At 45.6% G+C, this 22,427-nt stretch carries 24 protein-coding genes and 3 riboswitches; of the genes, 13 read left to right on the forward strand and 11 right to left on the reverse strand.

Features of this window, described 5'->3' with window-relative positions:
* Positions 1-12 precede the first annotated feature (12 nt).
* Complete coding sequence (locus GYO_RS41935; RefSeq protein ID WP_014115677.1) at positions 13-213, forward strand: YxzE family protein; 201 nt, start codon at positions 13-15, stop codon at positions 211-213.
* A 13-nt stretch (positions 214-226) separates the two neighbouring features.
* Here GYO_RS41935 and GYO_RS41940 read toward each other — a convergent pair whose 3' ends face one another.
* A complete protein-coding gene (locus tag GYO_RS41940) occupies positions 227-1,066 on the reverse strand; it encodes a polysaccharide deacetylase family protein (RefSeq protein WP_041521103.1) in 840 nt (279 codons plus the stop codon).
* Between the two features lie 179 nt (positions 1,067-1,245).
* On the opposite strand from GYO_RS41940, the gene GYO_RS41945 reads away from it, so the two are divergent.
* Complete coding sequence (locus GYO_RS41945) at positions 1,246-1,611, forward strand: hypothetical protein (protein ID WP_014115680.1); 366 nt, start codon at positions 1,246-1,248, stop codon at positions 1,609-1,611.
* Between the two features lie 59 nt (positions 1,612-1,670).
* Here GYO_RS41945 and GYO_RS41950 read toward each other — a convergent pair whose 3' ends face one another.
* The 3 genes from GYO_RS41950 to GYO_RS41960 form a co-directional block, all read right to left on the reverse strand.
* A complete protein-coding gene (locus tag GYO_RS41950) occupies positions 1,671-2,399 on the reverse strand; it encodes a ZIP family metal transporter (RefSeq protein ID WP_014115681.1) in 729 nt (242 codons plus the stop codon).
* A 105-nt stretch (positions 2,400-2,504) separates the two neighbouring features.
* Positions 2,505-3,602, reverse strand: a complete 1,098-nt coding sequence (gene msmX, locus GYO_RS41955) for a maltodextrin ABC transporter ATP-binding protein MsmX (RefSeq protein WP_014115682.1) — start codon at positions 3,600-3,602, stop codon at positions 2,505-2,507.
* 124 nt (positions 3,603-3,726) lie between these two features.
* Entirely contained in the window at positions 3,727-4,614 is an 888-nt protein-coding gene (locus GYO_RS41960; RefSeq protein WP_014115683.1) for a PucR family transcriptional regulator, read from the reverse strand.
* Between the two features lie 185 nt (positions 4,615-4,799).
* On the opposite strand from GYO_RS41960, the gene GYO_RS41965 reads away from it, so the two are divergent.
* Complete coding sequence (locus GYO_RS41965; protein ID WP_014115684.1) at positions 4,800-6,257, forward strand: aldehyde dehydrogenase family protein; 1,458 nt, start codon at positions 4,800-4,802, stop codon at positions 6,255-6,257.
* 40 nt (positions 6,258-6,297) lie between these two features.
* On the opposite strand, the gene GYO_RS41970 is transcribed toward GYO_RS41965, so the two are convergent.
* Positions 6,298-7,134, reverse strand: a complete 837-nt coding sequence (locus GYO_RS41970; protein WP_014115685.1) for a YitT family protein — start codon at positions 7,132-7,134, stop codon at positions 6,298-6,300.
* Between the two features lie 69 nt (positions 7,135-7,203).
* Positions 7,204-7,306, reverse strand: a riboswitch (guanidine-I (ykkC/yxkD leader).
* A 384-nt stretch (positions 7,307-7,690) separates the two neighbouring features.
* Here GYO_RS41970 and GYO_RS41975 point away from each other — a divergent pair.
* Positions 7,691-8,233 carry a DUF4352 domain-containing protein gene (locus tag GYO_RS41975; RefSeq protein ID WP_139372561.1) on the forward strand — a complete coding sequence of 181 codons (543 nt, stop codon included), beginning with the start codon at positions 7,691-7,693 and terminating at the stop codon, positions 8,231-8,233.
* A 74-nt stretch (positions 8,234-8,307) separates the two neighbouring features.
* Here the strand turns inward: GYO_RS41975 and galE are convergent, their stop codons facing one another.
* Positions 8,308-9,327: a UDP-glucose 4-epimerase GalE gene (gene galE / locus GYO_RS41980; protein WP_014115687.1), complete on the reverse strand. Its 1,020-nt coding sequence runs from the start codon at positions 9,325-9,327 to the stop codon at positions 8,308-8,310.
* 262 nt (positions 9,328-9,589) lie between these two features.
* Here galE and GYO_RS41985 point away from each other — a divergent pair, with 262 nt between their 5' ends.
* The 9 genes from GYO_RS41985 to GYO_RS42025 all read left to right on the forward strand — a co-directional run bounded on the left by GYO_RS41985 (position 9,590) and on the right by GYO_RS42025 (position 17,458).
* Complete coding sequence (locus GYO_RS41985; protein ID WP_014115689.1) at positions 9,590-10,063, forward strand: DUF1453 family protein; 474 nt, start codon at positions 9,590-9,592, stop codon at positions 10,061-10,063.
* A 17-nt stretch (positions 10,064-10,080) separates the two neighbouring features.
* Positions 10,081-11,301, forward strand: a complete 1,221-nt coding sequence (locus GYO_RS41990; RefSeq protein WP_014115690.1) for a sensor histidine kinase — start codon at positions 10,081-10,083, stop codon at positions 11,299-11,301.
* Positions 11,288-11,944, forward strand: a complete 657-nt coding sequence (gene yxjL / locus GYO_RS41995; protein ID WP_014115691.1) for a two-component system response regulator YxJL — start codon at positions 11,288-11,290, stop codon at positions 11,942-11,944. The genes GYO_RS41990 and yxjL overlap by 14 nt, the downstream gene beginning before the upstream one ends.
* A 49-nt stretch (positions 11,945-11,993) precedes the next feature.
* Positions 11,994-13,226 carry a peptidase T gene (gene pepT, locus GYO_RS42000; RefSeq protein WP_014115692.1) on the forward strand — a complete coding sequence of 411 codons (1,233 nt, stop codon included), beginning with the start codon at positions 11,994-11,996 and terminating at the stop codon, positions 13,224-13,226.
* Positions 13,227-13,331: 105 nt separating this feature from the next.
* Positions 13,332-13,460, forward strand: a complete 129-nt coding sequence (locus GYO_RS44255) for a hypothetical protein (protein WP_014115693.1) — start codon at positions 13,332-13,334, stop codon at positions 13,458-13,460.
* 298 nt (positions 13,461-13,758) lie between these two features.
* Positions 13,759-14,013, forward strand: a complete 255-nt coding sequence (locus GYO_RS42010; protein ID WP_072181679.1) for a hypothetical protein — start codon at positions 13,759-13,761, stop codon at positions 14,011-14,013.
* A gap of 176 nt (positions 14,014-14,189) precedes the next feature.
* Positions 14,190-14,678 (forward strand): LURP-one-related/scramblase family protein, encoded by a 489-nt coding sequence (locus GYO_RS42015; protein WP_014115695.1) that lies wholly within the window; start codon positions 14,190-14,192, stop codon positions 14,676-14,678.
* A gap of 66 nt (positions 14,679-14,744) precedes the next feature.
* Positions 14,745-14,851, forward strand: a riboswitch (SAM riboswitch).
* Positions 14,852-14,935: 84 nt separating this feature from the next.
* Positions 14,936-16,069 carry a 5-methyltetrahydropteroyltriglutamate--homocysteine S-methyltransferase gene (locus tag GYO_RS42020; protein WP_041521210.1) on the forward strand — a complete coding sequence of 378 codons (1,134 nt, stop codon included), beginning with the start codon at positions 14,936-14,938 and terminating at the stop codon, positions 16,067-16,069.
* Between the two features lie 68 nt (positions 16,070-16,137).
* Positions 16,138-16,244: riboswitch (SAM riboswitch) on the forward strand.
* A gap of 77 nt (positions 16,245-16,321) precedes the next feature.
* The gene (locus GYO_RS42025; RefSeq protein WP_014115698.1) at positions 16,322-17,458 is read left to right on the forward strand and encodes a 5-methyltetrahydropteroyltriglutamate--homocysteine S-methyltransferase; all 1,137 of its coding nucleotides are present in this window, start codon (positions 16,322-16,324) and stop codon (positions 17,456-17,458) included.
* A gap of 51 nt (positions 17,459-17,509) precedes the next feature.
* On the opposite strand, the gene GYO_RS42030 is transcribed toward GYO_RS42025, so the two are convergent.
* The 5 genes from GYO_RS42030 to GYO_RS42055 form a co-directional block, all read right to left on the reverse strand.
* On the reverse strand, positions 17,510-18,283 hold the full coding sequence (locus GYO_RS42030) for a 3-hydroxybutyrate dehydrogenase (protein ID WP_014115699.1): 774 nt from the start codon (positions 18,281-18,283) through the stop codon (positions 17,510-17,512).
* A 16-nt stretch (positions 18,284-18,299) separates the two neighbouring features.
* Positions 18,300-18,956, reverse strand: a complete 657-nt coding sequence (locus GYO_RS42035) for a CoA transferase subunit B (RefSeq protein ID WP_014115700.1) — start codon at positions 18,954-18,956, stop codon at positions 18,300-18,302.
* Positions 18,953-19,669 (reverse strand): CoA transferase subunit A, encoded by a 717-nt coding sequence (locus GYO_RS42040; RefSeq protein ID WP_014115701.1) that lies wholly within the window; start codon positions 19,667-19,669, stop codon positions 18,953-18,955. The genes GYO_RS42035 and GYO_RS42040 overlap by 4 nt, the downstream gene beginning before the upstream one ends.
* A 23-nt stretch (positions 19,670-19,692) precedes the next feature.
* Complete coding sequence (locus GYO_RS42045) at positions 19,693-21,111, reverse strand: GntP family permease (RefSeq protein ID WP_014115702.1); 1,419 nt, start codon at positions 21,109-21,111, stop codon at positions 19,693-19,695.
* 151 nt (positions 21,112-21,262) lie between these two features.
* Positions 21,263-22,123, reverse strand: a complete 861-nt coding sequence (locus GYO_RS42055) for a methyltransferase domain-containing protein (protein ID WP_014115703.1) — start codon at positions 22,121-22,123, stop codon at positions 21,263-21,265.
* Between the last annotated feature and the right edge of the window lie 304 nt (positions 22,124-22,427).

The raw sequence follows: 22,427 nt of genomic DNA on the forward strand, positions 1-22,427 counted from the left end.
GAGTGATCAGAAGTGATTGTGATCATCTTATTGATTATAGCTATTATTGTTTTTCTTTCAGTCATTCAGCCGCAGCCGCCGGAAAACAAAAGCCGCCAGCATGCGGACAGCGGTTTTTTCGGTTATTCAGATCATGGCTCGCACCATGATGGATGCGGCAGTGACGGAGGTTTCAGCGATTCCGGCTGTGGCGGCGGAGGGGGCGGCGATTGAGCGCCGCCTTTTTTTATTTCATTGATTCGATGTACGCGCCAAAAGCCGAGCCTGACATGCCCGGGGACACGCGCACGCGATGGAGGGCGTACATTCCCTGGTCTCTCGATGCCGCGCCCAGTTCTGTCGTCACGCCCATTTGATAGCCCGTTTCTTTGGCAGCCTTCAGCGTCTCCTCATTGTAGCGTCCTACCGGATAGCTGATGATAGAGGTTTGCTGATGAAACATGCCGTCAAACAGCTTTTTCGAATCAGCCATCTCACTGTGCTGCTGTTCAGGCGTTAACCCGTTCAGCTCAAGGTGGTCAATCGTATGGCTTTCAATGGATATGCCATGCTTCGCCATTTCTTTCATTTGGTCCTCTGTCAGATGGTGTTTATGTCCGATCGATTTGCCGATCATAAAAATCGTCGCCTTCATCCCGTACTTTTTTAGCACTGGATACGCGTCTTGATAATTGTCGGTGTATCCGTCATCAAACGTAATCAGCACGCATTTCTCACTCGGCTTTTTATCCTGCGTCAGCATGAGATGCGCCTCTTTCGGCGTTAATGTCTGATAGCCGTTTTCGTGCAGCCACTTCATATGCGCTTCGAATTCTTCCTTCGGGACACGGAGGCTGTTTCCAGAGGAAATGCTGTGGTACATCAAAATTGGCAGCTTTGCCGGTTTCTCTGTTTTGATCCATGCGGATGTATCGTTTTCTTTTTTCTGAACATGTACTGTCTTTTCTTCCGGTTTCTTTTGTTCGGCTTTCGGCATCTGCTGCTCCGCGTTCGCCTCTTTATCAGCGCAAGCCGCGAGAGCCAAGCAGCTTCCCAAAAGAAAAATGCTTAGGATAAAACGTTTCATCAGTTCCCTGCTTTCTGTCTATTTCTTCCTCCTTTTTCATCGGTTGATTTGTAGGTTTTTCAAGTACAAAAAACCACTTCCAAAAGTTCATAAATAATTTACATATATTTACAAGGGTAATTAATTATGTAAATCGAATAGTTTACTTGCAATAAAAAATGATATTAGGAGGAATTGATATGAAAATGAAGAAAACGATTGTTTCTTTACTTTCTGTTTCAGCTGTTGTTTTATCAATCGGAGGTCAAGCTTCTGCTAAAGAGGCAACTCAGAATTCTGTAATGGTTCCAGAAAGTCAAACTGCTCCTGCATCACTCGCTCCTATTGAGGCGAAATTAGCCGACTTTAACATACAGGTGGGTCATGCAAAACCACTACCAAGCCATTTATTGGGATCAGGATTTTCATATCATAGTGACAACAAAGCTGTTTTTACTGTAGATGCTTATGGGATCGTAACAGGTCAAAGTGTTGGTCAGGGGAAACTTACTGTTTTTAAAAATGGTTCACTTTATGGACAATTAAGTGTTTCAGTTTATCGATAATGCGAACAAAAAGAGAGTGGATAAGCCACTCTCTTTTCAATACATTTAATAAAAATAACTTAAGAAAACTGATTCAAAACCAGCGAGGTTAACAGGCCAAGTGCAGCGATCAAACCTGTCATTGGACCGCTGTCTTCGTACGCCTCAGGCATCATCGTCGAAGCAACCATCGCAATGATCCCCCCGCCTGCAAATGCTGCAATCGCTGACATCACTTCTTCTGGAGCACCGTCGAGAAGGAAGTATCCTGACCATGATGCGAGAATTGATATCACGAGTACCGCAGCCCAAAGCAGTACAATTTTCGTTCTCGAATATCCGCTGTTTTTCATTCCTGTTGTACTGGACAGCCCTTCAGGTATGTTGCTGATAAAAATGGCGATCACCAAAAGGAAGCTGACCGATTGTTCTTCGAGAAGGCTTGCGCCAATCATAATCGATTCCGGAACAGCATCCATAATGGTGCCGATAAAAATGGCTATTCCTCCGCCGCCGGCAGCTGCTTGTCCCGATCTTTTTCTTTGCGACGCGCCTCTTTTGGAAACAGCATAATCAAAAACCGTAAACACGACAGCTCCCGCAATAAATCCGGCGCCTGTTGCTACAATTCCGCCTTCTGCCACTGCATCCCCGAGAAGTTCGTAAGCAGCCGCGCCAATTAATACCCCTGTGCCAAAAGCCATAATATAGCCGATGATCTGTTTGCGAATCGAAAAAAACATGGACGCCAGCGCGCCCAGCAATACAGCAGAGCCTGAGATCCCGCCCCACATTGCCGCATGCCACATCTCTATCTCCCCTTCCTTACCAACCACTACCCGCTGCGTTTTTTTCTGTAAACCTTAAAAAGAACACAAAAAAACCGGACATGTCTCCATGTCCGGCTTTTGTGCTTAACGAATTCTCACTTCTGTCTCACTGTCAAAGAAATGGCCTTTATTCATATCAAACGCAACCGTCAGCTCATCACCTGATTGAATATCGAGACGGGCGTCGATCCGCGCAATAAAGTCTTGATTATCAATCTGCGAATAAATCATGATTTCAGAACCGAGCAGCTCTGCGACATTGATTTTCGCTTTAATCGAAGAATTCTTATATGACTCCACGACAATCAATTCATCATGAATATCCTCAGGACGGATGCCGAAGATGACCTCTTTGCCGATGTAGCCCTTTTCACGCAGCACCTTCATTTTTCCTTCCGGCACGGTTAATGCCGCAGAACCAATTTTGATGAGACCGTCCGTCAGCTTTCCTTTGAAAAAATTCATCGCCGGTGAGCCGATAAAACCGCCGACAAAGACGTTTTCAGGGAATTCGTATACATCCTTCGGCGTCCCGATCTGCTGGATTTTTCCGTCTTTCATGACCACGATCCGTGTCGCCATCGTCAGCGCTTCTGTCTGGTCATGCGTCACGTAAATTGTTGTGGTTTGCAATCTCTGGTGGAGCTTAATGATTTCCGCCCGCATTTGCACCCTCAGCTTCGCGTCCAGGTTTGACAAAGGCTCATCCATCAGGAACACTTTTGCATCCCGCACGATTGCCCGTCCAAGCGCGACCCGCTGTCTCTGCCCGCCTGACAGCGCTTTCGGTTTACGGTGCAAATATTCCTCCAGCCCGAGAATTTTAGCGGCTTCCTCTACCCTTTTTTTGATTTCAGGCTTCGGCATTTTCCGAAGCTTCAGCCCGAATGCAATATTATCGTAGACAGTCATATGCGGATAGAGCGCGTAGTTTTGAAATACCATCGCGATATCCCTGTCCTTTGGCGCTACATCATTTACACGTTTTCCCTCAATATAAAAATCGCCTTTCGAAATTTCCTCAAGCCCTGCGACCATCCGCAGCGTCGTTGATTTCCCGCAGCCAGACGGGCCTACGAATACGATAAATTCCTTATCGTCAATGTGAAGGTTAAAGTCATCAACAGCCGCTTCCTTCTGATCATAATATTTATAAATGTGCTCCATCCGCAATTCAGCCATGTAATTTCCCCCTTTGTCTTGTAAACGCTTTCTTAAATTGAGTGTAACAGCATTTCCCTATCGCTGAAATGGGCAGCGTTCATAAAATCAGCAACCATTTTTCGTGCATATTTCCAATTTATTCTTAAACTTCGCTTTGCAGGCAGATAAAATAGGCGAGCAGCGCGCCTTTATACGTTTTAATGTCTATCCCTGACCGCTCAATAAATTTATCAATTCGATATTGCAGGCTGTTGCGGTGCAGATGCAGCGTTTTCGCCGTTAACGTCACGTTTGAGTTGTTTTCAATAAAGAGCTTGATTGTCTTCCTCAGCTCAGATTCATCTCCGAATAAAAGCTCAGCTTCTTCAGATAGCAGCGTTTCAAGCTTTTCTTTTTCTGCTTCTAATAATAAAAAAGGAAAGATCATCTCAAAGGTCACACTCTGCATCTGAGGCAGCCGTTTTTCAGCAAAGAGGAAATACGTCTGTTCACGGGCATAATGTGTTCGCAGACTCTCATCGGGCTCGTAAAATCTCCCGGCGTAAAAACGGACACTGAAGTAGAAATCACTTTCAAGAACCTTGGCGAGTGATTCCAGTTCGTCCTTCCCCGCCGCCGCTTCACTTTCCTGCTCAACAATCACGCCTCTGTCTTCATGCATCCACACAATCACAAAAGGCACCGGCCAGAAATGGCGAACCGCTTCCGCAAAAGACGCACGCTCTATTTTACCGAGCAAATGAAAATGAACAAATCTCGTTCGCTTCTTTATGCTCGCCGGCACTTCCCCTCTCGAAAAAAGAAACGCAAACCACTTGTTCTCCTCCGGCGACTTCAAAGACATTTGATTGGCCTCATCTGCAGGTGTCAAAAATGACCGCAGCAGCAACGTCTCTTTTTCGCTAATCTCCGTTTTCGGAATGGTGATATATCTCTGACTGTTCTCATCAAAAAAGCATAGACAGCCTTCCTTTACGCAAAGCTCCTCAGACACAATCGAACCGGGATAAATAGCCAGCAGCGATTTCATAGGGTCTCCTCTCTCATGTAAGGATCTGTATATTCAGTATAAGGCGAAATGCACATGTTCTCCAATAAAAAAGAGTATATCCGGCATAGATAGACGAGAAACTGAAAGGGAAACCTCGTTCGTTTACATATTGGCTTCAGCGGAAATAGAAGAGGATATGCACGACCAAAGGAGGACGATCATTAATGGGTTTAGAAGCGTTAAACAAAAGTTTTATCAACGGAAAATGGACAGAAGGGGAAAGCGGACGTACGGAGGACATTTTGAATCCGTATGACCAGTCTGTGATAACAACCGCATCTTTGGCAACAAACAAACAGCTTGAGGATGCATTTGACATTGCACAGCAGGCGCAAAAAGAGTGGGCCAAGAGCACAGCAGAAGAACGAAAAGCAGTCCTGCAAAAAGCACGCGACTACCTACAGGAAAACCGTGATGACATCATCATGATGATCTCCCGCGAAACCGGCGGAACCATCATTAAAGCAACGATCGAGCTTGAACAAACAATTGCGATTTTAGATGAAGCCATGACATATACCGGAGAATTAGGCGGCGTCAAAGAGGTTCCATCCGACATTGAAGGGAAAATCAATAAGATTTACCGCCTTCCGCTCGGTGTTATTTCATCGATTTCTCCATTTAATTTTCCGATGAACTTATCAATGAGAACGATTGCGCCTGCGATTGCGCTGGGAAACAGTGTTGTTCACAAGCCTGATATTCAAACCGCTCTTTCCGGCGGAACCATCATTGCAAAAGCATTTGAACACGCCGGTCTTCCTGCGGGTGTCCTCAACGTCATGTTGACGGACCTAAAGGAAATCGGGGACGGCATGCTGACCAATCCAATTCCGAAATTAATCAGCTTTACGGGATCAACCGCAGTCGGGCGCCATATTGGTGAAATCGCCGGGCGTGACTTTAAGCGAATGGCCCTTGAGCTCGGCGGCAACAACCCCTTTGCCGTCCTTTCAGACGCGGATGTCGATCGTGCTGTAGACGCCGCGATTTTCGGGAAATTTATTCACCAGGGACAAATCTGCATGATTATCAACAGAATCATCGTTCATCAAGATGTGTACGATGCGTTTGTTGAAAAATTCACCGCACGTGTCAAACAGCTTCCGTACGGCGATCAAACTGATCCGAAAACCGTTGTCGGCCCGCTGATCAACGAGTGCCAAATCGAAAAAGCGCTGGAGATCATTGAGCAGGCAAAGGCAGACGGCATTGAGCTTGCGGTTGAAGGAAAACGCGTCGGAAACGTGCTCACACCTTATGTCTTTGTAGGTGCAGACAACAACAGCAAAATTGCCCAAACGGAGCTGTTTGCCCCGATTGCCACCATTATCAAAGCCTCCAGTGATCAGGAAGCGATCGACATGGCTAATGATACCGAATACGGCCTCAGCTCAGCGGTTTTCACTTCTGATTTAGAAAAAGGCGAAACGTTTGCCCTGCAAATTGACAGCGGCATGACCCATGTCAACGACCAGTCCGTTAATGACTCGCCGAATATCGCCTTTGGCGGAAACAAAGCCAGCGGTGTCGGCCGCTTCGGAAATCCATGGGTGGTCGAGGAATTTACTGTGACGAAATGGATATCAATCCAGAAACAATACCGCAAATATCCGTTCTAAACGAACAAATCCCTCTGCTTTAAGTGCAGAGGGAATTTCATTATTTAGATATATCAACAAAGCCTTCGCCAAACACATCGCGTACGTCATGAACGATCACAAACGCTTTTTTGTCACAGCTTCTGATGATTTTCTTCAGCATGGACAGTTCCTGTTTGTTAATGACGATATACAAAATCTCTTTTGACTGGCCCGTATAGTTTCCCTTCCCTGATAAAATCGTCACGCCCCGATCCATCAAGGTATTTACCTGCTCTGCAATCTCACTCTTATTTTCTGAAATGACGGTAATCGCTTTTTTCGTGTTCAAGCCTTCAATAATGAAGTCCATCACCTTCGTTCCGATATACAGCATCACGATCGTAAACATCATTTTTTCCGCACCAATAATAAAATAAGAGCTAAATACCACGATTAAATCAAAAAACAAGAGCGCGTAGCTGATATTCCAGTCTAAATATTTATTAGCAATTCTGGCCAGAATCGCAGAACCGGCTGTCGTTCCGCCGACACGAATAATCATGCCAATACCGACTCCCGCAAATACACCCGCGAAAATCGTATTAATGATCAATTCATCAGACGGAGTGCTCCACCCGTGTGTCAGGTGGAGGAAAAGCGAATTCGCCGCTACGGCAATGATGGTATAGACAGTGGTCTTACCGTCTAGAAACTTGTAGCCGATTAAAAGCAGAAATGCATTTAAGATAAAGTTCGTTACCCCGGGAGACCATTGAAACAGATAATACAAAATCAGCGTAATCCCAGTGACCCCGCCTTCCCCAAGGTCATTGGGAATCGCAAACAAATTCACTGCAAGCGCAAAGAAAAAAGCGCCAATCACAAGCATCAGCACATCAAGCATTTTCTTTTTCATCACAAAACACTCCTTCTCCAGATAGTATCAACAAAAAAACCCAGGAGTACGCTCTCGCAAAAGAGCAGAAACTCCTGGGCTTTTATCCCACCGTGTCATAACAGCCGGGCTGCTATGTGTTTTCTCTCGGTCACAGTCCAATTTGCATTGCGGAACCCTAGAAAACCACTGTTTTTATCATATCATTTTTACTTTCCAATATTAGCATTATAAGGGACGGTTTGAATTGGTTCAAGAGGTATTTGCGGAGATTCAGATGAGCTACAAGAAAAAAAGATTTATCTATTAAAAAATAGTAGATATGACCGATAAGAAAAAAAGCATATATTTCACAAGTAAAATTAACTATAAATGATAATAATTATAAAAAATTCATAATTTTATATTGACTAAGTGAAATAATATAGGCATTATAGTACATATGTTTTGTACATTTAATTACATAGGAGGAAATAGAATGGCAGGAAAACTAGTACCCTGTAAAGCTTGCGGTCAAGAAATTGCAAAGGGTGTAAAAAAATGTCCTAACTGCGGTAAGGATCAACGTAACTTTTTTATGCGACATAAAATCATTACGTTTATTCTCGCAGTTGTAGTCATCATTATTATTGGTAATGTTATTGGCGGTGGAGGCGGTTCAGAAGCCACTTCCAAAACATCAAGCAGCAGCAAAGCAGAAACTGAAAAAACATACAATATCGGTGATACTGTAAAAACTGAAAAAACTGAAGTGACAGTTACGAAGGTAGAGGACAGAGATACTGTCGGTACTCAATATGTTGAAAAGAAAGCATCTGATGGAGGTACTATTGTAGCTGTTCAATATACAATTAAAAACGTATCTAAAAAGCCAATAAGTTCTTTTTCAATTCCAACTGTTAAATTAGTTGATGCTGATGGCACTTCTTATGATTCTGATATTGATGCTTCTGTAAACTATGCAACTGAGACAAAAGTTGATAACTCTAAAATTTTGAGTGATCTAAATCCTAATATTAAAGTAACAGGTGTGAAAGCATTTGAAGTTGACAAGGAAGCTTATGCAAAAGGAACTTGGAAACTCAAATTCAGTAATGATGTTATTGTGAAAATCAAATAATAACTGAAAAGGGTGCCCTTAACAGGCACCCTTTTTCTCTAAAAAAGCCTTCTCTGTTGAGAAGGCCTCCATTCTTATTCCGCACTCTTATACCCATTCACATTAGAAGACTGCCATCTCCAGGAATCAGCACACATTTCCTCGAGGCCTCGTTTTGCTTCCCAGCCTAGTTCCCGCTTGGCTTTTGCAGGATCTGCAAAGCATGTGGCGATGTCTCCCGGGCGGCGGTCCGCAAAACGGTACGGAACCTCTTTCCCTGACACTTTTTCAAAGGCTTTGACCATTTCAAGCACGCTGTAGCCTGTGCCTGTTCCGAGGTTGTATGCATCTGCTCCTGTGGAGTTCAATACTTTTTCCAGCGCCTTGACGTGGCCTTCTGCGAGATCAACAACGTGAATATAATCGCGTACGCCTGTCCCGTCTTTTGTCGGATAGTCATTGCCGAATACGCTTAACTGTTCCAGCTTGCCGACGGCGACTTGCGCCACATATGGCATAAGGTTATTCGGAATGCCATTCGGGTCTTCACCGATCCGTCCGCTTGGATGCGCGCCGAATGGATTAAAGTAGCGCAGCAGGGCAACGCTCCACTCATTATCGGCCGTATGCAAGTCACGCAATATTTGTTCAAGCATGAGTTTCGTCTGCCCATAAGGGTTAGTCGCACCTAATGGAAAGTCCTCCGTGATCGGTGACGTTTCCGGAACGCCGTATACCGTCGCAGAAGAACTGAATACGATTTTTTTGACGCCGTATTTCTCCATGACCTCACATAAAATAAACGTTCCTGTGAGATTATTATGATAATATTTGAGCGGAATCGCAACAGACTCACCGACTGCTTTTAACCCCGCAAAATGAATCACAGCTTCAATCTCGTTTTCTGCAAAAACCGAATCTACCGCTTCCCGATCCAATAGATCCGCTTCATAGAACGTTAAATCTTTTCCCGTAATCTCCTTGACGCGGTTCAGTGCCTCAGCTGAACTGTTGGACAAATTATCAAGAACGACAATCTCATAGCCGCTGTTCAATAATTCAACACATGTGTGGCTTCCGATGTACCCGGCACCGCCAGTAACAAGTATTGCCATGATGTAAACCCTCCTAAAAAATGACCTGCTATTATTATATAGTGTTTGGAACCGGGCTACATCCATTTTTAAGAAGTTTAATAGTTTATTAATGGTTTTTTCATATTTTTGCGGGCTATCCGATACAGGTTTTCAGCATTTTCACGCCATATTACATGACTTTATGCACCGCAAACAAGTATGGCAGCTGAAAAATCAATCTGCCGGTTGACGTTTTCTTTTCCAATTTTCGCTATGCTTAATGCTGAAAGGATTTGATGACATGGCGATGAGCCCCTACATTTTTATTGTATTTATTCTTATTATTTTATCGATGTATCGAGAAAGAACGGTAAAGCCCGCGAAATTGCTGATCATTCCGCTGCTGCTCTTATGGGGTGTATCAGCATCATTTCAGCCGGTGTATTTTCATTCTGTTTTACATGTGGCGATCAGCTGCATTTTATTACTGATCGGGCTGGCCTGCGGGTTTGGCATTGGGAAGATGGTAAACGTGCGGATTCACCCGGAAACCGGAAAGGTCACTTCACGCGGCTCCCTTGGAAGTGTTATCCTCATTCTAGTGATACTTTCTTTGCGTATGGCTGCGAGAACATGGCTGCCTGAGAGCAACGAGATTTTTATTGCCATTATACATTCTATGTTCTTCATTCCCCTCGGCACTATCACAGCCCGTAACATCATGCTTTACAAAGCATACAGACGGCTGGCCTCTGGCAAAGTAACCATTCAATAACTGAAAGAAGGACCAGCGTGAACCAACAATCTCCGGCTCGGCACTACAAGAAGCTTGTGCCGAGCCTTATTCTCATTTTGAATTGCATACAATTTTTATCTCACCCAGCCAAAGCTGACCCCATTTTGTTAGCGTTTGTATTTGCGGTGTATCTAGCATTCATTTGGATCATTCCCTTTGTGGCATCCGCTGCTGTCAATTTGGGCATATTCATCGGGCTTTGGCTCCTGACCGTTTTCCTTTGGGCTATTTCCGGCCAAGAGCAGGGAGCCGCCTTTTTCTTAATCGTATTTTTAATGGTTTTCGCAGCCATAAAGCTTCCTGCACGGCTGTCCTTGATTTTTACAATATGCCTAATTGGGGGCAACGTTTTCTTTCTATACACCCTTTTTGACAGCAGCTTGGATGATATCATTAGTAACATCTCTATCATGATCGGACTGTACGTCTTCTTCTCCTCCATGCGTTTCAGGCGAGAAGCGAGAAGAGAGGCTGAACGAAATCATGCTGAATTGGCAAAAATGCACTTGCAGCTGGAGCAAGCCCACGAAGAACTCCAGAAAGCACATGCAGAGCTGCAGGAGGCTTCTGTTCTTTCTTTAAGGTACGCGGTCCTTGAGGAGCGTACAAGAATTGCCCGAGACATTCATGACAGTATCGGCCACGAGCTGACTTCTGTGATTGTTCAGCTTCAATCTCTTCCCTATATCCTGAAAAGCAGCAAGGATGATTCAGAAAAAGTCATTCAAAATGTACTGACTGTCGCCAGAGAATGTCTTCAGGAAGTACGGTCTGTCGTTCACCAAATGGGCCGAAGTGAATCGATGGTTGGCCTTACCGCTTTGCGGGGGCTTATCCACCAAGTGGAGGAACGAAGCGGCTTGCACGTTTCTTTAGACACTGCCGGCCTTTCAGAAGAGTCTTGGCCTCAAAACGTAAGTGAAACGATCTACCGCACCTTGCAAGAAGCGCTGACCAATATCATCCGTCACGCTCACGCTACCCATGCGGCTGCCGTCATTTCTAACGACGAGACCCACCTCTATGTCACAATCACCGACAACGGACATTTCACCGGCAATCTTACTTGCGGATTTGGGCTGACAGGAATGAAAGAGCGCGCTGAAAAAGCAGGCGGTTCCCTTTCTTTCAGCGCCGTGCAGCCGAGCGGCCTGCAAATTGAGCTGGCATTGCCGCTCACGACAACGAATAAGGAGCAAAAAGATGAACAAAGATAAAATACGCGTCGCACTTGCCGATGATCAGCCGCTTGTGCGTGAAGGCTTCCGCTATGTCATCAACGCACAGCCGGATATGGCCGTATCTGGTGAGGCAGGCGACGGGCACGGCATTATTGCACTGGCAAAGCAAACAAAACCCCACGTCATCCTGATGGATGTCCAAATGCCACATTGCTCAGGTATCGAAGCGGCAAAAGACATTATGTCCGCACTGCCAGATACAAAGATTGTCATTTTAACTACCTTTGATACCGAGGAATATGTATTTGAAGGCATTCGCGCGGGCGCAGTCGGCTATCTGCTGAAAGATACGCTTCCTGAAGAATTGATTGACGCCATTCGCGCCGCGGCCAGAGGCGAAGCGATTTTCCGTACAGCCACAGCTGCTAAAATTATCAGCGAGACATTTCGCTCAAAGCAACAAACTCAAGCCGAAAAACTGGCAGATCCGTTTACAAAAAGAGAGCTCGAAGTTCTTCAGCAAATGGCCTATGGGTTGAGAAATGAAGACATTGCTGAAAAGCTTTTCGTCAGCGAAAGCACTGTGAAAACTCACGTGCACCGCATTCTGCAAAAATGCAATGCCCAAGACCGGACACAAGCAGTCGTTTTTGCTATTCGAAACGGTATTGTGCAATAGAAAACTCTCATCCCGTCATGATAAAATAAGACAAAGGAGATGATTGGAAATGAAAGAAGAAATCATTGAACGGTTTACTACATATGTAAAAGTGGACACACAGTCCGATGAATCCGTCGACACCTGCCCTTCCACACCCGGCCAATTGACGTTAGGAAACATGCTCGTTGATGAATTGAAATCCATTGGCATGCAGGATGTAGCCATTGATGAGAACGGCTATGTCATGGCGACTCTTCCCTCCAATACTGAAAAAGACGTGCCGACTATCGGCTTTCTCGCTCATGTCGATACTGCCACAGACTTTACCGGCAAAAACGTGAATCCGCAAATCATTGAAAGCTACGATGGAAAAGACATTGTTCTTAATGAACAGCTGCAGGTCATCCTGTCACCTGATCAATTCCCTGAACTGCCCGGCTATAAGGGCCATACACTCATCACCACAGACGGCACAACCCTTCTCGGCGCAGACAATAAGGCCGGTATCGCCGAAATCATGACAGCCATGGATTACCTCATCAAACACCCTGAAATCAAGCATGGAACAATCAGAGTCGCCTTTACGCCAGATGAAGAAATCGGAAGAGGGCCGCACAAATTTGATGTAAAACGGTTTAATGCGTCTTTTGCCTACACAGTTGACGGCGGCCCGCTCGGCGAGCTTGAATACGAAAGCTTCAATGCCGCTGCCGCAAAAATCACGATCAAAGGCAACAACGTACATCCCGGAACGGCAAAAGGGAAAATGATCAACTCTGCGAAAATCGCAATGAAGCTGAACAGCCTGCTGCCGGCAGACGAAGCCCCTGAATATACAGAAGGGTACGAAGGCTTCTACCACCTGCTGTCGATTCAAGGAGATGTAGAGGAAACAAAACTCCACTACATTATCAGAGACTTCGACAAAGGCAACTTCCAAAGCAGAAAAGAAACAATGAAGCGTGTCGTTGAAGAACTTCAAAACGAATACGGGCAAGACCGGATTCAGATTGATATGAACGATCAATACTACAACATGAGAGAGAAAATTGAACCTGTCATCGAAATTGTCAACATTGCCAAGCAAGCGATGGAAAACCTCGGCATCGAACCGAAGATTTCTCCAATCCGCGGTGGCACGGACGGATCCCAGTTGTCCTACATGGGACTCCCAACGCCAAACATCTTTACCGGCGGGGAAAACTTCCACGGCAAATTTGAATACATCTCAGCCGATAACATGGTGAAAGCCGTAAATGTCATCGTTGAGATTGCAAAACTGTTTGAAGAACAGGCATAATACCAAAAGCCAGTCTTAAAAAAAGACTGGTTTTTTTTTGTGAAAACGAAACATTTTGAATACGTCCTCCGTAAAACAAGTATCAACAGTTGAGGAGGAAAAACAATGACAAAACATGCAATCGCTGCAAAGAGTCTATTGAAAAAATGGATGATGACAAGGCCGCTTAACATGCAAAAGAAATCCAGCCCCTTTCAAAAAATCAGAAAAATGTTCAAACGCTTCTTCAAATAAAACATTCAAATCCCCAAAACATAATCCGCAATCACTCGTACCGCCCAAATGCTCCGTAATTTGGGTTTTTTGTGTTTGATTCCGCAAAATAGGGTATAAACCAAACAAGCAAGAAAACAGCAACCAAAAACAGGTAATTTGAATTATGAAATTTTAGGTTAAAAGTTATATAAAGGAATTTATTTTATCGTCGATAGTAACTATAGAACCAATCATCAACCAGAACAATCATCATGTTGTAAGACTATTTTCAGGTCATCAGGTTAGACTGTTTTTGAGGGGCAGTTATTTATTTTTAATGGATTTAGAATTTTTTGAATACTTTTTGACATTTTATCCGTACAATAGAGAATACCAAAACTTTTTTTGGGAGGTATGTAAAATGATCCTATTTATTATCATCGCATTATGCGGCTATCTTCTTTTTTCTTTCAGCAAGGACAATCGCCGCAAACCGCAAAAGACAAGCCCTCTGCCAGCAGCCGCACCTCATCACAACAACCTAATCGACCTTGACGCCATCCGCCAAAAACGCCGGATGCCTCTTTCCTAATCCTATATTTCAAACGAAAAGGCTGCTGAATCATGCAGCCTTTTTCAATTTTAGAAACATTTATTACTCGGGAAAAACAATCAGCAGGGTTTCTGATCACTAGATTTGGAACTTGAAACCTTTTTGCCGCCTGTCCGTAATCTCTTACAAGGCAAATCCAAAAGGAGACTTCAGCAATGATCGAATTATTTATGAAACAAAAAATGTTCTCGTTTAAAGATGCATTTCACATTTATGACCGAGATGAACAAGAGACATTCAAGGTCGAGGGCCGGTTCTTTTCGTTAGGAGACTCGCTACAAATGACAGATTCATCCGGAAAAACACTCGTTTCCATAGAACAAAAAGTAATGTCTGTATTGCCGCGATACGAGATTTCAATTGGCGGGAAAACAGTTTGTGAGGTGGCAAAGAAATTAACGTTTTTTAAACCAAAATTTGAAATTTCCAAGCTCAACTGGGAAATTGACGGTGACTTGTGGAAGGATGAATTTCAACTGACGGACGGGGAGAATGTCCGGATGTCAGTGAGCAAAAAGTGGCTTAGCTGGGGTGATTCCTATCATTTGCAAATTGCAAACGAGGAAGATGTGCTGATCTGCACAGCCATTGCTATCGTGCTGGATATGGTATTATATGACGACGAAGATAATAGTATTTTCTAAAAAGGTGTTGACAATTGATCTAAAAGTAATAATATTAAGATAATTAAAATCTGAATATGAAGATGTACCTTATCAAGAGAGGTGGAGGGACTGGCCCTATGATACCCGGCAACCGCTGTTTCAAACAGAATGGTGCTAAATCCTTTAGAACATTGCGTTCTTGCAGATGAGGCGGAGATTTGATCATTCAAGCTCTTCCTTACTCAAAGGAAGAGCTTTTTTCATGCACAACACATTTCAGAAAAGAGGCGAATGACATGGCTCAACAAACAAATGTTGCAGGACAAAAAACAGAAAAACAAATTAACGCTCCTTTTCGTGCCGATCATGTTGGCAGTTTACTGCGATCTGCTCCGGTGAAAGAAGCCCGGCAAAAAAAAGCGGCTGGCGAGATCACTGCGGAACAGCTTCGTGATATCGAAAATCAAGAGATCACCCGCATTGTGGAAAAACAAAAAGAAATCGGTCTCGATGTGGTAACAGACGGGGAATTCCGACGTTCCTGGTGGCATTATGATTTCCTGGAAGGGCTTGACGGTGTGGAACCGTTCATCCCGGCTGAAGGGATTCAGTTCCATCATGCGAAAACAAAAGCACGCAGCATCAAAGTGACGGGAAAACTCGATTTTACGAGCCACCCCGCGCTTGCCGATTATCAATTTTTACATGAGATTGCCGGTGACGCGACACCAAAGCTGACGATTCCGAGCCCGAATATGCTGTTTTTCGGTGAAAAAGCCGATAAAGGGATTTATGACGACCAAGAGGAATACTTTCATGATCTGGCCCAAGCGTACAAAAAAGCAATCAAAGCCTTCTATGACGCTGGATGCCGCTATCTTCAGCTTGATGATACGTCATGGTCTCTCTTCTTTGAGGAAAAAGGCAGAGAGGTCGTCCGAGCGCTTGGCGGCGATCCAGAAACATTGCCTGCCTTATTCGCCAAAACGATTAACGATGCAGTGGCAGACCGACCTGATGATTTAGCAATCACGATGCACATTTGCCGCGGCAACTTCCGTTCAACTTGGGCGGCATCAGGAGGCTATGACGCTGTAGCGGAAACGATTTTGGATGGCTTACATTTGGACGGCCTGTTCTTGGAATACGATGATGACCGCTCCGGTAACTTTGATCCGCTCCGTTTCGTGAAACGCAAGGATCTGCAAATTGTACTCGGTTTGATTACATCGAAATACGGCGAGCTTGAAAATCCTGAGGATGTGAAGCGCCGAATCAATGAAGCGGCGCGCTTTGTCAGCCTGGATCAGCTGTGCCTCAGCCCGCAGTGCGGTTTCGCCTCTACAGAAGAAGGCAATCTTTTGACAGAGGAGCAGCAATGGGCGAAGCTGCGCCATGTGATCGACATCGCCAACGATGTGTGGAGATAATCTATCATTGACAGAAACATAAAATGTGTGAATAATATATACTATCAGAAAATTTCATAAAAAGGTTTTCCTTATCAAGAGAGGTGGAGGGACTGGCCCTGCGATACCCGGCAACCGCTGTTTAACAGAATGGTGCTAAATCCTTTAGAGCAATGATTGCTCTTGAAGATAAGGTTGAGATTGTCACACAAGCTCTTCCTTATCCAAAGGAAGAGCTTTTTTATATTCGAATGGAAAGAAGGAATGGACAACATGCCACAACAAACAACACCCACAGAACAAAAATCACTTCAAAGAAAAAAACCGCCGTTTCGCGCGGATCAAGTCGGAAGCCTGCTGAGATCTGAGCCCGTTAAAAAAGCGCGGCTGCAAAAAGCGGCCGGCGAGATTACGGCTGAGCAGCTTCGCCAAATCGAAAACGATGAAATCACCCGCATTGTGGAAAAACAGAAGGAAACCGGCCTGAACGTCGTGACAGACGGTGAATTCCGCAGAGCGTGGTGGCACTTTGATTTCCTTGAAAACTTAGATGGCGTTGAGCCGTTTACTCCTGAGCAGGGCATTCAATTCCATAACGTACAGACAAAAGCACGCGGCATAAAAGTGACCGGTGATATCGACTTTTCAACTCACCCAATGCTTGAAGATTACTCCTTTCTCCATAGCATTGCCGGTGACGCGACGCCAAAGATGACAATCCCAAGCCCGAATATGCTGTTTTTCCGCGGAAAGCTGGAAAAGGATGCATACAAAAACGACTATCACCTTTTCCAGCACGATGTATCCAAAGCATATAAAAAAGCGATTCAAGCGTTTTATGACAGAGGCTGCCGCTACCTCCAGCTTGATGATACAGCATGGGCTGTTTTCTTATCTGAAAAAGGCTTAAAACAAATCGAAGCGTTCGGAACAACGCCTGACGAGCTTCGCCAGCTATTTGCGAAATCCATTAACGACGCAATTGCAGACCGTCCGGATGACTTGACCGTAACAATGCACATTTGCCGCGGCAACTTCCAGTCCACTTGGACAGCGGAAGGCGGCTATGACGCAGCAGCAGAAACCATTTTTGACGGCTTGAACCTGGACGGGCTTTTCCTAGAGTATGATGATTCACGCTCAGGCGGATTTGAACCACTCCGTTATGTGAAGCGCTCTGATCTTCAGCTTGTCCTTGGCTTAGTGACATCTAAATTCGGTGAGCTTGAACATCCAGACGATGTAAAACGCCGTATCGAAGAAGCGTCCCGCTATGTGAGCTTAGACCAGCTTTGCCTCAGCCCTCAATGCGGATTCGCTTCAACTGAGGAAGGCAACAAGCTGACTGAAGAACAGCAATGGGCGAAGCTGCGCCATGTGGTTGAGATCGCTAACGATGTTTGGAAATAAACAAAGAAAAAACACACTTGATTCCCTGGCGGAGCAAGTGTGTTTTTTATGTTATTGAGCGGTATAGCCTCCATCAAGGACGACAGCCTGCCCGGTGACACCCTTCGCTTTCTCGCTTGCCAAAAACGCCGCATAATCCGCGATTTCCTTGACGGAAAGCAATCGTTTTTGCGGCACAAGCGGAAAAATGACCTGTTCAAGCACGGAGTCGTAAGGGACATTTCTCGTTTTCGAAAGATCGCTCAGCTGATTGCGGACAAGCTGTGTATCGACATAACCCGGACAAAGCGCGTTGACTGTAATGCCGTGGGGCGCGCCTTCCAGCGCCCCGACCTTTGTCAGTCCAATGACGCCGTGCTTGGCACTATTATAAGCGGATTTCCCCGCAAAGCCGACTAAACCATTAACAGATGCGATATTAATAATTCTGCCAAACTGCTGTTTTTTCATGATCGGAAAAACATACTTCATCGCGATGAAGGGCGCCGTCAGCATAATCTTGATCAGCTGTTCAAAGGTTTCTGTCGGAAACTCTTCAATCGGGGCGACGTGCTGAATACCGGCATTGTTCACCAAAATATCCAAGCGGCCGTATCGTTTTTGGATGGCGTTTACCGTATCAGCGACTTGCGCTTCCTTTGTCACATCACACGGAATGGCTGCTGCGTCAAAACCTTCTTCTGCAAGCTTGGAAGCGGTCTTTTCGCATGCTTCCTGATGAAGGTCCGAAACGATGACACTAGCTCCTTCACGGGCGAATTCCCTCGCGATTTCGAATCCGATTCCGCCGGCTGCCCCAGTCACCAAGGCGACTTGTTTTTTCATGTCAAACACCTTCCCATTAAGAATTTTGTTTGATCACAGACTGGCTTACAGCGAAAGCGGCTTCTGTTTTTTCATAAACCTCTTCAATTGTGACACCTTCCTGAAGCTCCGTCAGTGTCATGCGGCCGTTATCAAAATCAAAAACAGCCAAATCCGTAATCAGCCTGTGTACGACTTTCTGGCCTGTCAGCGGAAGCGAGCATGTTTTTTTCACCTTTGACTCGCCATGTTTATTGACATGTTCCATGATGACAACGATCCGTTTCGCCCCGTTGACGAGATCCATGGCGCCGCCCATCCCTTTTACCATTTTCCCTGGGATCATCCAATTGGCCAAATCGCCCTGCTCAGAAACTTCCATGCCGCCGAGGATAGCCAAATCGATATGCCCGCCTCTTATCATTGCGAATGACTCAGCGCTGTCAAAATAGGAAGCCCCCGTCACTTCAGTGATTGTTTCCTTTCCTGCATTGATCAAATCCGCATCTTCCGTTCCTTCCACAGGATACGGACCGATCCCGAGCAAGCCGTTTTCTGACTGAAGCATGACGTGAACGCCATCGGGTATCTCATTTGCGACAAGCGTTGGCATTCCAATCCCAAGATTGACGTTCATGCCATCCTTGATTTCTTGTACAGCCCGTTTGACCATTCGTTTTCTCGCTTCTTTCATTTCGCCTCACCCTTTCCCGCCGCTTGTCGGACTGTTCGCTTTTCAATCCGTTTTTCATGGCTCGCGCCAAGCACCACATGCTGTACGTAAATTCCCGGCGTATGGATATGATCTGGATCGAGCTCTCCCGCTTCCACGATTTCTTCTGCCTCGGCAATCGTAATCTTCCCTGCCATGGCGGCAACGGGATTGAAATTTCTCGCCGTTTTCCGAAAAACCAAATTCCCCATGGTATCCGCTTTCCACGCTTTGACAATCGCCACGTCGCCGGTGATGCCTCGCTCCAGTACATATGTCCGGCCGCCGAACGTTTTATGTTCTTTTCCCTCTGCTATTGAAGTACCAACGCCTGTCGCCGTGTAAAATCCCGGTATGCCCGCGCCGCCTGCACGAATTCTCTCAGCGAGCGTTCCTTGGGGAACAAGTTCAACCTCAAGCTCTCCGCTTAAAAACTGCCGCTCAAAAATTTTATTTTCACCGACATAGGATGCGATCATTTTCTTGATTTGCCTGTTAGCCAAAAGCAAACCAAGCCCCCAGTCATCAACTCCGCAATTGTTGCTGACAACGGTTAAATCCTTTACTCCCTGATCTCTTATCGCCAAAATGAGCTGTTCAGGAATGCCGCACAGCCCGAATCCTCCTGCGATCAGTGTATCTCCATCATGAATCAGTTCCGCAGCTTCCTTACTTGATGACAGTACTTTTCCCATATTGATGCCCCTTTCGTTTTCTCTTACACTAGACCGGTCAGGCTGTAAATCGCGATCACAGCAAATACGGCAGCCGTTTTAATGAGCGTGATTGCAAAAATATCCCGATACGATTGCCGGTGAGTCAGTCCTGTCACGGCCAGAAGCGTGATAACAGCGCCATTATGCGGCAGCGTATCCATGCCGCCTGATGCCATCGATATGACTCGATGCATCACTTCCGGCGGAATGTTGTAAGCCTGAATCGCCTGCAAGTATTGATCCGACATCGCGCTTAGTGCAATGCCCATACCTCCTGAAGCCGACCCGGTGATCCCCGCCAGTGCAGTTGTCGTGACGGCCCCGTTCACAAGCGGATCGGTAAAGGTGTGCGAGATTCCGCTGCTCAGCTTGTGAAACCCCGGCAGCGCGGCGATAACGCCGCCGAAACCATACTCGGCACCCGTATTCATAGATGCCAGCAAGGCACCGCCGATCCCTTCATTCAGCCCTTCCTTCATTTGGGCAAACACCCTTCTCCAATCAAATAAAATCGTTGTAATGATGCCAATCACCAGAGCGAGCTCCACCGACCAAATAGCAGCCGCTGAAGAAATATCGAGCTTGCCGAACTCCTTTAATCCGATCGATGAAAAATCAAATCCATTCGGATACCACTTTGGAAGGTATATGGTGAAACATTTATTCACTGCACCTACGAGTATAAGCGGGACAAAGGCAAGCGCATGCTGCACCGGGCTTTTGTCCGGTTCGGCCGTGAACTCAGGCGATTCAAGATCAGCAGTATTCTCCGAATCAAAACCGCCGTAGCCTTCGCCGGATGTCTGCGCTTTTTTTCGCCTCGATTCCAAATACATCATGCCCGCTGCCAGCACAATCACTGCGCCGAACAAGCCAAGCCAAGGAGCGGCATAAATGTCTGTTTTGAAAAACGTCGTCGGGATGACATTTTGAATTTGCGGCGTCCCCGGAAGTGCGTCCATTGTAAACGTAAAAGCCCCTAAAGCAATCGTTCCCGGGATGAGGCGTTTCGGTATGTTAGCTTCTCGGAACAGATTTTTCGCAAACGGATACACGGCAAACACGACAACAAATAGGCTGACGCCGCTGTACGTCAAGATAGCGCCCATCAGCACAATGGCAAGTATCGCTCTTTTTGCCCCGACAAGCCTGACAATCGTTTTCGCAATCGATGCCGCAAGCCCGGACATTTCAACGACTTTTCCAAAAATCGCACCGAGTAAAAATACCGGGAAATACAGCTTAATAAAACCCGCCATCTTCTCCATAAAAATCGATGAGAAAAAAGGAAGCACATGGCTTGGATCTGTCAGCAGCACCGCAAATAACGCGCAAATCGGCGCAAATAAAATGACAGAAAATCCCCGATACGCCGTAAACATCAGCAAGCCTAACGCCAATAGAATGATGATCAGTTCCACACACATCCCCCATTTCCACGGATAGGAAAGCGTTCACAAAGACTCTCCGCATCGACCGTTCCCGTCCCCTTTCCATATGTACGGGAAGCGGGGGCCAACTATTCCGATTAAAAAAAGGAAAGCTCCTTTTTTCGGAGCTTTCCTCTGCCATTCATTTCATTCCTATTAAGATATCAACATCAACCGTAATATCGGCTGATTTCATCTCTTTCAGCAGCCTGACTCTGTCTTCCGGCGCAGACCAGGCGAGCGGCGTCATCTGGAGCAGCCAATGTATCGCTTGGCGATCAAGCGTTTTGACATAACGCAGCCTCACATGATGGCTGTGTTCAACATTCGCTGTAAAACGCTCAACAGCTGCCATATTGGAATACGTACGCCTTGGTGAATCAGTATATAAAAATTGCCTTAATTCTATTAAATAATCTTTTCGCGGCACTACTTTTATGAGCATGCCATCATCCTTCAGCAGCCTATGAAACTCTGCATAATTGGATGGTGAAAAAATCGACAGGACAACATCGAATTGGCGGTCATGAAAGGGAGCACGTGCCACATCGGCAACCGCCCACATCTGATCTTTGAATGTCCTAGAAGCTTTTACAATCCCATCCTTCGAAAGATCGATGCCGGCTCCCGTCGCTGTTCTCCCCGCATAATCAAACCCGCAAAGCGCATTCAGATGAGATCCCTCACCGCACCCGCTGTCCAAGATGGTGAATGCTTCTTGACCAGATTTGGGATAACTAATGAGATTTGCAATCGCATGATGGAGCGGCTCAAAAAACTGGCATTCTCCAATCAGCCTGCTCCTCGCTTCAAAAAGCACGGCATCATAACCGGTTTTGACCGGCTTCGTCAGGAAGTTCACGTATCCGTGTCGAGATCTATCAAACGTGTGGCCTCGTTCTGTACAAATCAAGCTTCTTCCTGAATTCGCATCCATGGAAGAGCCGCAAAGCGGGCATCGAAACATAGGGGCGAATTGGCTGAAATCAACTATTCGTTTCATGATAAAAACACCTCATTCATTCATTTTTAGATAAATGAAAAAGGCATAGACAAATAAACCTGGGCCTATCCCAAAAGTTTGGCCAGGTCTGGCAGATTGTCTATACCTGTCATTATCTATAACGAATGAATTGGATAATCATGAAAAAAACTCCCTTTTTGCTGTATGGGTTTCCCCATTTACATCATACAACAAACCTCTAGGAGCTGAAACCATATGTTGAAGAAAAATCAATGCCATACCGCTTTTGTCCCCATCAACATCATATCAACATAGCAATCCAGCATATTTTCCCTTTATTTTC

Origin of the sequence: Bacillus spizizenii TU-B-10 (assembly GCF_000227465.1) — a bacterium.
Taxonomy (GTDB): Bacteria; Bacillota; Bacilli; order Bacillales; family Bacillaceae; genus Bacillus; species Bacillus spizizenii.

What these genes read in the sequence shown, in the direction of transcription:
- msmX (WP_014115682.1), bottom strand. Translation starts at nt 3,602, where the DNA reads ATGGCTGAATTGCGGATGGAGCACATTTATAAATATTATGATCAGAAG.
- GYO_RS42015 (WP_014115695.1), top strand. Translation starts at nt 14,190, where the DNA reads ATGATCGAATTATTTATGAAACAAAAAATGTTCTCGTTTAAAGATGCA.
- GYO_RS44255 (WP_014115693.1), top strand. Translation starts at nt 13,332, where the DNA reads ATGACAAAACATGCAATCGCTGCAAAGAGTCTATTGAAAAAATGGATG.
- GYO_RS42055 (WP_014115703.1), bottom strand. Translation starts at nt 22,123, where the DNA reads ATGAAACGAATAGTTGATTTCAGCCAATTCGCCCCTATGTTTCGATGC.
- GYO_RS42035 (WP_014115700.1), bottom strand. Translation starts at nt 18,956, where the DNA reads ATGAAAGAAGCGAGAAAACGAATGGTCAAACGGGCTGTACAAGAAATC.
- GYO_RS41975 (WP_139372561.1), top strand. Translation starts at nt 7,691, where the DNA reads ATGCGACATAAAATCATTACGTTTATTCTCGCAGTTGTAGTCATCATT.
- GYO_RS41940 (WP_041521103.1), bottom strand. Translation starts at nt 1,066, where the DNA reads ATGAAACGTTTTATCCTAAGCATTTTTCTTTTGGGAAGCTGCTTGGCT.
- GYO_RS42025 (WP_014115698.1), top strand. Translation starts at nt 16,322, where the DNA reads ATGCCACAACAAACAACACCCACAGAACAAAAATCACTTCAAAGAAAA.
- pepT (WP_014115692.1), top strand. Translation starts at nt 11,994, where the DNA reads ATGAAAGAAGAAATCATTGAACGGTTTACTACATATGTAAAAGTGGAC.
- GYO_RS42030 (WP_014115699.1), bottom strand. Translation starts at nt 18,283, where the DNA reads ATGAAAAAACAAGTCGCCTTGGTGACTGGGGCAGCCGGCGGAATCGGA.
- yxjL (WP_014115691.1), top strand. Translation starts at nt 11,288, where the DNA reads ATGAACAAAGATAAAATACGCGTCGCACTTGCCGATGATCAGCCGCTT.
- GYO_RS41945 (WP_014115680.1), top strand. Translation starts at nt 1,246, where the DNA reads ATGAAAATGAAGAAAACGATTGTTTCTTTACTTTCTGTTTCAGCTGTT.
- GYO_RS41985 (WP_014115689.1), top strand. Translation starts at nt 9,590, where the DNA reads ATGGCGATGAGCCCCTACATTTTTATTGTATTTATTCTTATTATTTTA.
- GYO_RS41965 (WP_014115684.1), top strand. Translation starts at nt 4,800, where the DNA reads ATGGGTTTAGAAGCGTTAAACAAAAGTTTTATCAACGGAAAATGGACA.
- GYO_RS42020 (WP_041521210.1), top strand. Translation starts at nt 14,936, where the DNA reads ATGGCTCAACAAACAAATGTTGCAGGACAAAAAACAGAAAAACAAATT.
- galE (WP_014115687.1), bottom strand. Translation starts at nt 9,327, where the DNA reads ATGGCAATACTTGTTACTGGCGGTGCCGGGTACATCGGAAGCCACACA.
- GYO_RS41950 (WP_014115681.1), bottom strand. Translation starts at nt 2,399, where the DNA reads ATGTGGCATGCGGCAATGTGGGGCGGGATCTCAGGCTCTGCTGTATTG.
- GYO_RS41960 (WP_014115683.1), bottom strand. Translation starts at nt 4,614, where the DNA reads ATGAAATCGCTGCTGGCTATTTATCCCGGTTCGATTGTGTCTGAGGAG.
- GYO_RS42040 (WP_014115701.1), bottom strand. Translation starts at nt 19,669, where the DNA reads ATGGGAAAAGTACTGTCATCAAGTAAGGAAGCTGCGGAACTGATTCAT.
- GYO_RS41970 (WP_014115685.1), bottom strand. Translation starts at nt 7,134, where the DNA reads ATGAAAAAGAAAATGCTTGATGTGCTGATGCTTGTGATTGGCGCTTTT.
- GYO_RS42010 (WP_072181679.1), top strand. Translation starts at nt 13,759, where the DNA reads ATGGATTTAGAATTTTTTGAATACTTTTTGACATTTTATCCGTACAAT.